Genomic DNA, 12,366 nt, shown 5'->3' on the forward strand with positions numbered 1-12,366 from the left:
CGCGCTAGGGGCCGCTCCGTATTGGACGGAGGCGGATTGATGTTTTCTCCTAAAGGCGAAACATTTCAAATCGGAGACAGTGGGGCTGACAACCGTCGGCACCCTCGCAAGACGGTGTTCAAATCCGCATTGCTTTATCCGGTTCTGGAGGAAGCCAGCCTCATCATTTCCAACGTATCGAGTCACGGCATCAGCGGTCGCAGCGCCTTGAACCTGTCCCTGCGACAGCAGGTCCACATAAGCTTCAATGCCGAGGAATTTCTAACCGCCGAAGTGCGATGGACGCATGGTGATCGATGCGGCTTGCTGATGGAAGAGCCGCTATTATGGCTTTCGGGCCAGGATACGCTGATGGAGCATTTGACCGGCGACCAGGAACCAAGGGAGTCGCGCATCACGGTGGACTTGCGGGCCACTTTGGTGACATCGGCGCCCGTCATGGTTGGAACAATTCGGAACATGTCCGCCGAAGGTATGATGATCGAGACCCATGCCTTGAGAGAGGGAACAAGAGTCCTTGTGAAGAGCCGTGACCATAAGGTCCGAATGGGACGCGTCCAATGGTCGAGCGGGGGCATGGTGGGCCTCTTTTTCGAACGAGGGATTTAACAGCCGGTCCAGCCGGGAACCGAAAGCCGATATGCGCGTTCGGGCGCGGGGAGAGATACTAAATCGCGATGACCGCCACGTGCCCTGTCTTCATCGTCCTTAGCGACGGCGACATGCGCCGGGCATTGGTCAAAAAGCTTTCTGCATTAGGCTATCAGCCAACACCTTTCGTGAATGGCAGCGACTTCGTTCAGTCGTTGAGCTTCCTCCCTGCCGGGGTGTGCATCGTGGATCTGGATCTTCCCGATATGAAGGGAACTGCGGTTCTCGAGGATTTGCTTTCCACGCGAAGAGATATTCCCCTCATCATGACATCATCGACGGCTGACATGCGGACGGTCGTCCAAGTCATCAAAAAAGGCGCCGATGATTTCATAGAGCAGCCATTTTCCGACAAGATATTATTGGCGACTATAGAGCAAGCATGTTCACTCGTCCCCGCCAGGGCAGAACGGCACCAGGAAAAAATTCGCGCAAAAAATTGTCTTCAGAGTCTGACAGCCAGGGAAATTGATATCCTGCAAGCTGCACAAACAGAAGCTGACAATAGAGTCATTGCCGATCGCTTTCATCTAACCCTGAGAACGGTGGAGACATATCGCGCACGCATAATGAAAAAATGTGGCGTCAGGCGCTTTTCAGAGGCGGTTTCGATGTGCAGCTTGGTGCGGGAAGATTCGCTGCGATCGTGAGCTGTGTGATGCTGACGCAATCTGTTGCTGGCTTGGATCGACAGGCTAAGCCGGACCCCGGATCGAGTCCGGGGTGACGAGACGAGGCCATCCAGTCTGCGCTCCGGCGACGGGCGAACATCGATGGCCCGAAACTCTATCCGTTCACGATCGTGCCGCCGTTCGGGTGCAGGACCTGGCCGGACATGTAGCTTGAGTCCTCGCAGGCGAGGAATAGGAAGGCGGGGGCGACTTCGTTGGGTTGGCCGGGGCGGCCCATGGGGACGGATTCGCCGAAATGTTCGAGCTTTTCCGGGCTTGCCCCGCCGCTGGGGTTGAGGGGCGTCCAGATGGGGCCGGGGGCGACGGCGTTGACGCGGATGCCGTCCTTTACCAGATTTTCCGAAAGGCTGCGGGTGAAGGCGGTGATAGCGCCCTTGGTGCTGCTATAGTCCAGCAGTTCCGATGAGCCCTGATACATGGTGACGCTGGTGCAGTTGATGATCGCCGCGCCTTTTTTGAGGTGCGGGCGGGCGGCTTGCGTCAGGAAGAACATGCCGAAAATATTCGTCTGGAAGGTGCGGCGCAGCTGTTCCTCGCTGATGTCGGTAATGTCCTGATCGGGATGCTGTTCACCGGCGTTGTTGACCAGAATGTCGAGCGCGCCGAAGCGATCGATGACCTGTTTGACGGCGCCTTCGCAAAACGCCTTGTCGCCAATGTCACCGGCGATGGTGAGCGCCTGCTGCCCTTCGCCCTCGACGATCTGCGCAGTCTTTTTCGCGTCGTCATGTTCGCAGAGATAGAGGATGGCGACGTCGGCCCCTTCACGGGCGTAGAGGGCGGCGACCGCTCGGCCGATGCCGCTGTCCGCGCCGGTGACGAGTGCGATCTTGCCCGCGAGGCGGCCGGAGCCGGGATAGCGGGGCTCCCATTCGGGCTTGGGTTCGAGCTGGCTTTCGTGGCCGGGGAGGCCGTCTTCGTGGATCATCTCTTCATGTTTGTCGGACATCGCGCATCTCCTTTTTCCCGCCAACACATGGGGAAGGGGATGGTTCAGCGGGATGGGAACTGGCCGCTTCCGATGCTGATTTAGTTAAATGTTCTGCCGGAGGATGGTGTAGCTTTGGTCATGTTCGACGCGCCTTTTGCCGCCTTTGCGCCGCCGGTTCGTGAGGCTGCGCCGCTGCGCCGCGCGATCACGGCCGCCTATCGCCGGGATGAGGCAGAGTGCCTTGGCCCGCTGATCGCCGCTGCTGCGGTGCCCGAGCCGCTGGCGGCGCGCATCCGTGAGACGGCCTATGCCCTGGTATCCGCATTGCGAGCGGGCAGGCGCAACAGCGGCATTGAGGTGCTGGTGCAGGAATATGCGTTGTCCAGCCAGGAGGGCGTGGCGCTGATGTGCCTGGCGGAGGCGCTGCTCCGCATTCCTGACGACAGGACCCGCGACGCGCTGATCCGCGACAAGATCGCTGGCGGGGATTGGGGCGCGCATCTGGGCGGCGGGCGGCCGATGTTCGTCAATGCGGCGACCTGGGGACTGGTGGTGACGGGCAAGCTGGTGGGCAGCATCGACGATCGCGGGCTGGCTGCGGCGCTGACGCGGCTGGTCGCGCGGGCGGGCGAGCCGGTGATCCGCCGCGCCGTCGATCTGGCGATGCGCATGATGGGGGAGCAGTTCGTGACCGGCGAGACGATCGAAGCGGCGCTGGCGCGGGCGCGGCCGATGGAGGCGAAGGGATTTTCCTACAGCTACGACATGCTCGGCGAAGCGGCGGTGACGGCGCGCGAAGCGGCCCGCTATCATGCGGAATATGTGCGCGCCATCCATGCGATCGGCAAGGCGTCGGCAGGGCGCGGCGTCTATGCGGGGCCGGGCATTTCGATCAAGCTGTCCGCCCTGCACCCGCGTTACAGCCGCATGCAGGCGGATCGGGTCATGGCCGAGCTGCTGCCGCGCGTCGCTGAACTCGCGGCGTTGGCCAAAAGCTATGACATGGGGTTCAACATCGACGCGGAGGAGGCGGACCGGCTCGAACTGTCGCTCGATCTGTTCGAAAGCCTGGCGTTCGATCCCGCGCTGGCGGGGTGGAACGGGCTTGGCTTCGTGGTGCAAGGCTATGGGAAGCGCTGCCCTTTCGTGATCGACTGGATCGTCGATCTGGCGGAGCGGTCCGGGCGGCGGATCATGGTCCGGCTGGTGAAGGGCGCCTATTGGGACGCGGAGATCAAGCGCGCGCAGGTCGATGGGCTGGCGGACTATCCGGTTTATACGCGCAAGGTTCATACGGACGTCGCCTATCTTGCCTGCGCGCGGAGGCTGCTGGCGGCGCGCGACCGGGTGTTTCCGCAATTTGCGACGCATAATGCGCAGACGCTGGCGGCCATCTATCATCTTGCCGGGCCGGACTTTGCGCTGGGGGATTGGGAGTTTCAGTGCCTGCATGGGATGGGCGAGCCGCTGTACGAACAGGTGGTGGGTGCGGAGAGGCTGGGTCGGCCGTGCCGCATCTATGCGCCGGTAGGCACGCATGAGACGCTGCTCGCCTATCTCGTTCGGCGCTTGCTGGAGAATGGCGCGAACTCCTCCTTCGTCCATCGCATCGCCGATCCTGCCGTGCCGATTGAAGCGCTTGTCGCCGATCCGGTCGAGCAGGTGCTGGCGATGCCCGATCCGGGCGCACAGCATGAGGGGATCGCTGCGCCGGCCCGCCTGTATCGCGATCGCCTGAATTCGGCCGGTATCGATCTTAGCGATGAGAATGCGCTGGCCGAACTGACGGTGGCGCTGAGGAACAGTGCGCGAATTGCGTGGACGGCGATCCCGGCAGGCGAAACGTCGGCGGCCCGGCCGGTGCTCAACCCCGCCGATCATCGGGATCGGGTGGGAAGCGTGGCCGAGAGTAGGGAAGAGTCTGCGCGTGCAGCCGTGGCGCGGGCGGCGACCAGCCGCTGGGGGGAGAGCCCGGTCATCGAGCGGGCTGCGATCCTGGAGCGGGCGGCGGATGCGCTGCAGGCGCGGATGCCGTTGCTGCTGGGCCTGATCATGCGCGAGGCGGGCAAGTCGCCACCCAACGCGATTGCGGAGGTGCGCGAGGCGATCGATTTCCTGCGCTATTATGCGGAGCAGGCGCGCGCTTCGTTTGGGGCGGCGCAGACGCCGCTGGGGCCAGCCGTCTGCATCAGTCCGTGGAATTTCCCGCTGGCGATCTTCATGGGGCAGGTTGCCGCAACATTGGTTGCGGGCAATCCCGTGTTGGCGAAGCCAGCCGAGGAGACGCCGCTGATCGCCGCCGAGGCGGTGCGGATATTGCATGACGCGGGCGTTCCGGACGACGCGCTTCAGTTGATCTGCGGTGACGGCAGGATCGGGGCGGCGCTGGTTTCAGCGCCGGAGGTTGCCGCTGTTCTGTTCACCGGATCGACCGAGGCGGCGCGTTCGATCCAACGGCAGTTGGCGGCGCGGCTCTCCCCGGCGGGGCGGCCCATTCCGCTGATCGCGGAAACCGGCGGCCAGAATGCGATGATCGTCGATTCCTCGGCGCTGGCCGAACAGGTGGTGGCGGACGTGATCGCATCGGCGTTCGACAGCGCGGGCCAGCGCTGTTCGGCGCTGCGTATCCTGTGCCTGCAGGAGGATGTGGCTGACCGCACGCTGGACATGCTGCATGGCGCGATGGCCGAATTGCGCGTGGGGCGCACGGACAGGCTGGGGGTCGATATAGGGCCGGTCATTACCCGAGAGGCGCAGGCGAAGCTGGAGCAGCATGTGGAGCATATGCGCGCGCGCGGGCATCGGGTGGAGCAGCTTGAACTCGGGGAGGAGGCGGCGCACGGCACATTCGTCCCGCCGACCATCATCCATATTTCACGGATTGCCGATGTGGAGCGGGAAGTGTTCGGGCCGATCCTTCATGTCCTGCGTTTCCGGCGGGAGAGGCTGGATGAGTTGATCGATGCCATCAACGCTACCGGTTACGGCCTGACATTCGGGCTTCACACGCGGCTGGATGGGATGGTCGCGCATGTCACCGGGCGTGTGCGCGCGGGCAATCTCTACGTCAATCGCAACATGATCGGTGCGACCGTCGGCGTGCAACCGTTCGGTGGGCGCGGGCTTTCGGGGACGGGGCCGAAGGCGGGTGGGCCGCTTTATATCAACCGCCTCGTCACGGTTCCGGCCGCGCCTGTGGAGCCTGCGGCGCCCGCCTATGCGCCAATCGGGGCGTTCGCCACCTGGCTGGAGGGCGAAGGGGAGGGCGAGGCGGCCGCCATGGCGCGGCGCTATGCGGACGCGTCGATGCTGGGGGCTTGCCAGATACTCGACGGGCCGGTGGGCGAGAGCAACAGCTATGCGCTGCATTCCCGAGGATGGCTGCTGATGCGGCCTGCGACGCGCGCCGGGTTGCTGGAGCAGATAGCGGCGGTGCTGGCGAGCGGGAATGATGGCGTGATCGAGGGAATGGCGCTGCCTGAGCGTCTGCCGCCTGAACTTGCCGCGCGCTTTTCCGGACCGAGTGACAGGGCGGTGGCGGCGGCGTTGGTCGAGGGTGGACCCGAGCGGATTGTTGAAGTCGCGCGGGAGGTTGCGGCTCGCGATGGAGCGATCGTCCCGGTCCATGCGGCGAGGGGAAAGCCCGACCTCCCCTATGCCATCGACTGGTTGCTGGAAGAGGTTTCGACGTCGATCAACACGACCGCTGCGGGCGGGAATGCGAGCCTGATGATGCTGGATTAATCCGGCTTATCGCTCCGCTCATCCGTGGAATGATGGTGGGCGTGCGAGCCGCAGCCGCAGGTCTTTCGCTTCGGATGCCCGGCGAGCGCCTTGGCTCTCCTTCGCTCATGGCGATTGGGCGCGGTCGATTGACGATCAAGGTCGGCGAAGGAGTCCATTGTCGCTTTCCAGCTTGGCCTTATCGCCAAATGCCCGTCTATGCGGGGAGTTCCGCGCAGGGTCTCGCTCCGGGCAAGTGCGGCGCGATGGAACTTCTCGACACGCCAGGTGCTGCGGCACTGTGAATTGGCTGTTGAAGGATCGCAGATGATAGCGCCACTCGATTGCCTTATCATCGGCGCTGGTCCGGCAGGGCTTACGGCGGCGATTTATCTCGCGCGTTTTCACCTGAAGATCGCAATCGTCGATGCGGGGCACAGTCGGGCCGCCATGATCCCATGCACGCGCAATCATGCGGGCTATCCGGGCGGCATTTCCGGAAAGGAGCTTCTCCAACGCATGCGGGACCAGGCCGCGGAATTTGGCGGCATCGTGACCCATGGCCTGGTCGAGAAATTGGAGAAGGATGGCGACCTCTTCATCGCCCACATAGGGGAGGAGCGCTGGAGCGCGCGGATCATCCTGCTGGCGACGGGCGTGGTGAACAATCGCCCGCCGATCGCGCCGGAAATCCACGATGCCGCTCTTGCTCGCGGACTGCTGCGTTATTGTCCGATCTGTGACGGCTATGAGGTGACGGACCGCCGCGTCGCCGTGATCGGCACGCAGGCGCATGGATCGAATGAAGCCCTGTTTCTGCGGATGTTCACTGCGGATGTCACGCTGATCGCGCCGGACGGCGACCATGCGCTTGTGGAGGCAGAGCGGGAGAAGCTGGAGGAAGCCGGTGTGAAAATGCTGGATGGCCCCTGCGAGCCGCTTCGCATAAATGGTGACGAAATCCTTGTGCCTACCCCGCAAGGGCTGATCGGATATAACGCAGTCTATCCTGCTCTGGGATCGGTCATCCGGTCAGAACTGGCGATGATGCTGGGCGCGGAGGGGACGGAAGACGGCTGCCTGATCGTGGACAATCATCAGCGCACGACCGTCGCCGGGCTCTATGCCGCGGGAGATGTGGCGAAGGGACTGGATCAAATCAGCCACGCCATGGGGGAGGGCGGGGTCGCCGCTACGACGATAAGAAATGATATTGCAGAGACATGCCTGTTGCTGCGCCGGGTCAAATGAAGCTGGTGGAATCCACGCCTGCAAGACTGTTCACGCCCACCAGCAAAATGCTCTGTTCGAACGCGCCGTCGCCATTGGCGTCATAGAAAACCCAGCCGTCGGTAGTTCCGGCGACGAAGGTCACATGATTGACGCCTGCCGTGGCGTTTGCGGCCGACAGCGCGTCGGCAAAGACATTGGTGGCGATCGCGCGCTCGGCATAATCGATCGCCGGTAGGGAGCCGTTCAGGAAGTCGAAATCGATCCTGTCACCTTCGACGGCTTTGAAATCGGTGATCCGGTCATAGCTTGCCGTGTTGAGCGTCGTGTCGCCGCGTTCGAATATGAAGGCGTCGGCTTCGGTGCCGCCGGTCAGCGTATCCTTGCCCACGCCGCCCTTCAAAATGTCGTTCCCCGCCTTGCCGCTCAGCGTGTCAGCGCCAGCTCCGCCGTCGAGCAGATCGTTGCCCGCTCCGCCATCGAGATTGTCGAGGCCGTCTTCGCCATAGAGGAAATCATCGCCTCCATTGCCGGCCAATGTGTCGTTGCCCAGGCCGCCGCGGAGCAGGTTGTTCGCGCCATTGCCGGTGATGGTGTTGGCAAGGTCATTGCCATAACCGTCGCTGGCGGCGCTGCCCGTCAGGTTGAGTTTTTCGACCTCGCTCGTCAGCCGGTAGGTGACCGAGGCGTTGACCTGGTCCGTCCCTTCGCCAGCCAGTTCGATCACCTGGTCGTCATTGCCGGCAATGCCATCGTCCGACCAGCTGTCGACGACATAGATGTCGTTTCCAGCGCCGCCCGTCATGACATCGACACCGGCTCCGCCGTCGAGCAGGTCCTCGCCCTGTCCACCGATCAGCGTGTCCGCGCCGTCGCCGCCATAGAGAGAGTCATTGTCGTCGCCGCCGTCCAGCCGGTCCGCGCCGCCCATCCCCTGTAGCGTATCTGCGCCCAGGCCGCCCTCCAGGGTGTTGGCCGCATCGTTGCCGGTGATGCTGTTGGCGAGATCATTGCCGATGCCGTTGATGGATGCCGACCCGGTCAGCGTCAGCTTTTCCACCTGAGCCGCGAGGCGGTAGCTGACCGAGGCATAGACGAGATCGAGCCCGCCGCCTGCCGCTTCGATGACCTGATCGTCATTGCCGTCGAAACCGTCGTCGGAATAGGTATCGACATAGAAGCTGTCATTGCCGAGGCCGCCGTCCATATAGTCGGCACCGCCACCACCGTCGATGACGTCATTCCCCGCAAGGCCATATATGATGTCGTTGAGCGCCGTGGTCTGATAGCCGAGCACGCTCGTCGTGGGATTGATGACGTTATTGCCCGATGATCCGGTGATCGTCTTGCCTGCTTCGTTGATGTCGGTGACGGTGATCGACAGAAGCTGCTCGTCTATATCGGTGCCGTCGCTTGCCGCCACCACCAGCTGATAGACGCCGTCGCGATCGGCATCGAGGCGATTTTCGAAGTCCGGGGCGTTGGTGAAGCTGAGCGCGCCGGTCAGGGGATTGATCGTGAACAATGCCGCATCCGCCCCGCCGGTGATCGCGAAGTTAGGCGCGGAGCCATCCGCGTCGGACGCCGCCACGATGGTGACCGCGCTCTGGTTTTCCGCGATGCTGATGCTGGCAGATGCGCCGCCGCCGTTGGACGTGATGACCGGCGCGTTGTCATTGGCGTTGGTGATGCTGATCGCCAGCGCCTGCGTGACGGCGTTCGTTCCGTCGCTCGCCTGGACCGTCACATTATAGGTCCGGTCGGCGTTGCTGTCGCTGGGGGCTTCATAATCGGGCGGCGTGACGAAGGACAGCGCCCCTGTTGCGGCGTCGATCGTGAAGCGGGCCGCGTCAGCGCCGCCAGCAATGCTGTAGGTCAGCGCCCCGCCATCTGCGTCCGTCGCGGTGACGAGCGCGGCGGCGAGGCTGTTTTCGGTGATGCTTATCGCCGCTGCCGCTGCTCCGCCGAAGGATGTCAATATGGGGGCGTTGTCGTTGACGTTGGCGATGGTTACGGACAGCGTTTGCCGGTCGTTATTGGCGCCGTCGCTGGCCTGTACGATGACGTCATAGACATTGTTGTGATCCGCGTCGCCGGGTGCTTCGAAGTCGGGAGCGGCCCCGAAGGTCAACTGGCCCGTGGCGGGATCGATGGTGAAGAGAGCGGCGTCTGCGCCGCCGACGATAGCATAGGTGATGGAGGGGCCGTCCGCGTCGGTTGCGGCGACGGTGGTTACTGCCGCCGTATTTTCATCGACCGTAAGGGCCGCGGTTGGGCCGCCGCCATTTGATCCGATCACCGGGGCGAAGCCATCCGCTACGTCACGCACGGTCACGGAGATCGCCTGTTGATCGACGCCGCCATTGCCGTCGCTTGCTGTCACGATCAGGTCGTAGATATTGTCGGCATTGGCGTCGAGCGGGCTTTCGAAATTGGGCGCGGCGATGAAGCGCAAGGCTCCGGTCGCGGCGTGGATCTGAAACAAGGCTGCGTCATCGCCGCCCGCGATGGAGAAGCTGATCGTCTGGCCCGCGTCGGGATCTGTCGCTGCGACGGTGGTCACGGATGCGCTGTTTTCGTCGATCGTGATGGCTGCGGTCGCATTCCCGCCATTCGATATGATGGTGGGGGCATAGTTCAATCCGCCCGAGGGCACCGTCATGTCGGCGAATTGAAAGAATTCCACATTGCGGATGGTCTTCACGCCTTCGGGCGATCCCGACCGCTGGTCGGTGGCGATATAGCTGCCATCGGCTTGCAGGGCGACCAGATAGTCGGCGCGATTGCCGGTGAAGACCAGCGTGTCGATGTCCGCGCTGCCATCGATGAGGTCATTGCCTGCACCAGCGAGAATCCGGTCGTTGCCCGCACCGCCGTGCATATAGTCGTTGCCGGTTCCGCCATCGAGCAGGTCGTCCTCCGTCCCGCCGTAAAGCTCGTCATCGCCAGCGCCGCCGTAAAGCATATCATTGCCAGCATCGCCGCTCAGATTATCGTTGCTGCTGGTGTTGGCATCGTCGCCATAGAGAATGTCATCGCCCGCGCCGCCCGACATGCTGTCGCCGCCAGCCTGGCCATAGAGTATGTCATTTTCAGTGCCGCCCGACATCTTGTCGCTGCCGCGGCCGCCATAGAGAATGTCGTTCCCCGCGCCGCCGTCGATGGTGTCGTCGCCGGAGATATTATTGAAGCCCAGATCATCGCCATAGAGCAGATCGTTGCCAAGCCCTCCGGATATGGTGTCGCTGCCGCGCCAGCCGAAGATGATGTCGTCGCCTGCGTCGCCCTGAAGATTGTCCTTGCCTGCGCCGCCTATGATGACGTCATTGCCTTGCCCGGCCTGGACCAGAACATCCTTCGCATAGTCGATGCCGCCTACGCCGTGGGCGGTGAGATCGATCACATCGTCGCCATCGGCCAGCCAGAATTGCTCGATATTGTCGAACCCTCCGAACCCGCCGGAGATCACGCCATTATTGTAGAAAATGGCGTCGGACAGATTGGAGCCGTAGATGACGTCGGTGCCGGTTCCGCCAAGATATAGATCGGTCGAAATCTGGATGTTGGAAGCGATCAGACGGTAAGGAGCGCCGCTGCCGGTCAGGATGACGGTGTCCCAGCTGAGCTGGGCAAGCACTGCGTCGGGACGCACATAATCGAGGTTCACTAACCGGGTGAAAGCGAAGAACTGATCTTTCTCTGATGTGCCGGTGACGGTCGAACTTCCGGTGATATTGAAAAAGTTCGCCATTCATCCCCCTCCGCCTCAGAAAACTGCCTTGCCATACAGGAGCCCTCCGCCTGTATTTGTCCCCGCACGAACCAAGAGCGTCGCGCGATTTTGTTATACGGACGCACTCAAGCGTCGAGTGGGCATTTGGATGAGGCTATCTAAGAAGGATTAGATGAGTGTCCGGGAGGAGGGCGTCTACACGCCGGGGAGCCGGATCACGCGCTGTTGTAGCTTTAGTCTTCCATGCGTCTTTGTGATTATTACCCGCACAAGCGCGCGCGCCTACGCCGCGGTTTTTCAGCGGCGCCTGTAGCGGAAATACCAGACTTCGTGGCCGATACGGCGGGCCTTGGATTCGTAGCGGGTTTCCGGCCAGCCGCCGGGGCGGTTGAGGAAATCCTTGGGATCGCTGGCCAGCCAGTCGAAGTCGGGGTGGCCGTTCATCACCATCAGCGCCCAGCGCAGATAGACCGGATGGTCCGTGCCGAAGCGGAACTCGCCGCCGGGCTTCAGCTTGCGGGCGATCATCGCGACGGGGCCGGGGTTCATCATGCGGCGCTTGGCGTGGCGCGCCTTTGGCCATGGGTCGGGATGAAGGAGATAGACGAAGCTCAGTGCGCCATCGGGGAGGCGCGAAAGGACCTGCAGCGCGTCGCCCATGTGCAGGCGAATATTGCCGAGGCCCTGGTCGCGGATATGGCCGAGCGCCGTGACGACGCCGTTGAGGAACGGCTCGGCGCCGATGAAGCCATGGTCGGGCAGCAGGTCGGCGCGATAGGCGAGATGCTCGCCGCCGCCGAAGCCGATTTCGAAATGGAGCGGGCGATCATAGCCGAAGAGGTTGGCAGCGGTAATTTCGCCTTCTTCCGGCACGGAAATGGCAGGGAGCAGCGTATCGACGAGTTGCTGCTGGCCCGCGCGGAGCTTGTGGCCCGACTGGCGGCCGTAGAGGCGGTTGAGCGTGGTGGGGTCGCCGGATTTATGCGCGGTCATGGCGGCGCGCTTAGCGGGGCCGGGCGACGGGAGCAAGCATTAGGCCGCGTTGTTGTGCAAGCGTGCCTCCCGCCCCCAAGGTGAGGAGATGCGGGACGGGAGGCACGCAGGGCCACGGCCGGGGCTGCTCGGCCGGGCGATGGCATGCGGTGCGACCGGATGACTCCGTTCCGTCAGTTCAATGGCATTTGACGAAACGGCCTTTGGCGTCTTTGCACGGCCCCTTCTTGGCGAGCGGCTTAGGCGGGCATTTGATGAATTTGCCCTTTGCGTCCTTGCAGGGCGCGGCCAGCGCGGGAGCGGCGCTGCCGGCGAGAAGGGCGATGCAGGCAAGAGCGGATGTCAGAGATCTGGTCATCGGCTGTCTCCTTGAGAGGAGTTGCCGAACCCGACAGGGGTGCGGGTTCGACAGG

9 protein-coding genes are annotated in these 12,366 nt (G+C 63.0%); 5 read left to right on the forward strand and 4 right to left on the reverse strand.

Features of this window, described 5'->3' with window-relative positions:
• Positions 1–39 precede the first annotated feature (39 nt).
• Complete coding sequence (locus EP837_RS11215) at positions 40–609, forward strand: PilZ domain-containing protein (RefSeq protein ID WP_066527525.1); 570 nt, start codon at positions 40–42, stop codon at positions 607–609.
• Between the two features lie 68 nt (positions 610–677).
• A complete protein-coding gene (locus EP837_RS11220) occupies positions 678–1,301 on the forward strand; it encodes a response regulator transcription factor (protein WP_066527528.1) in 624 nt (207 codons plus the stop codon).
• A 136-nt stretch (positions 1,302–1,437) separates the two neighbouring features.
• On the opposite strand, the gene EP837_RS11225 is transcribed toward EP837_RS11220, so the two are convergent.
• Complete coding sequence (locus EP837_RS11225; protein WP_066527531.1) at positions 1,438–2,292, reverse strand: glucose 1-dehydrogenase; 855 nt, start codon at positions 2,290–2,292, stop codon at positions 1,438–1,440.
• 120 nt (positions 2,293–2,412) lie between these two features.
• Between EP837_RS11225 and putA the strand changes: the two genes are divergently transcribed.
• From putA to EP837_RS11240, 3 genes are read left to right on the forward strand one after another with little or no spacing between them, the layout of a single operon-like run.
• Entirely contained in the window at positions 2,413–6,018 is a 3,606-nt protein-coding gene (gene putA, locus EP837_RS11230; protein ID WP_066527534.1) for a trifunctional transcriptional regulator/proline dehydrogenase/L-glutamate gamma-semialdehyde dehydrogenase, read from the forward strand.
• 41 nt (positions 6,019–6,059) lie between these two features.
• A complete protein-coding gene (locus EP837_RS11235) occupies positions 6,060–6,302 on the forward strand; it encodes a hypothetical protein (protein WP_156518482.1) in 243 nt (80 codons plus the stop codon).
• Positions 6,303–6,324: 22 nt separating this feature from the next.
• The gene (locus EP837_RS11240; protein WP_066529276.1) at positions 6,325–7,248 is read left to right on the forward strand and encodes an NAD(P)/FAD-dependent oxidoreductase; all 924 of its coding nucleotides are present in this window, start codon (positions 6,325–6,327) and stop codon (positions 7,246–7,248) included.
• Here EP837_RS11240 and EP837_RS11245 read toward each other — a convergent pair.
• The 3 genes from EP837_RS11245 to EP837_RS11255 all read right to left on the reverse strand — a co-directional run bounded on the left by EP837_RS11245 (position 7,241) and on the right by EP837_RS11255 (position 12,311).
• Complete coding sequence (locus EP837_RS11245; RefSeq protein ID WP_066527539.1) at positions 7,241–10,978, reverse strand: calcium-binding protein; 3,738 nt, start codon at positions 10,976–10,978, stop codon at positions 7,241–7,243. The two genes, EP837_RS11240 and EP837_RS11245, sit on opposite strands and share 8 nt — an antisense overlap.
• A 279-nt stretch (positions 10,979–11,257) precedes the next feature.
• A complete protein-coding gene (gene trmB, locus EP837_RS11250) occupies positions 11,258–11,953 on the reverse strand; it encodes a tRNA (guanine(46)-N(7))-methyltransferase TrmB (protein ID WP_066527540.1) in 696 nt (231 codons plus the stop codon).
• 178 nt (positions 11,954–12,131) lie between these two features.
• A complete protein-coding gene (locus EP837_RS11255) occupies positions 12,132–12,311 on the reverse strand; it encodes a hypothetical protein (RefSeq protein ID WP_066527542.1) in 180 nt (59 codons plus the stop codon).
• Positions 12,312–12,366 lie beyond the last annotated feature (55 nt).

Source organism: Sphingobium sp. EP60837 (assembly GCF_001658005.1).
GTDB classification, from domain to species: Bacteria; Pseudomonadota; Alphaproteobacteria; order Sphingomonadales; family Sphingomonadaceae; genus Sphingobium; species Sphingobium tyrosinilyticum.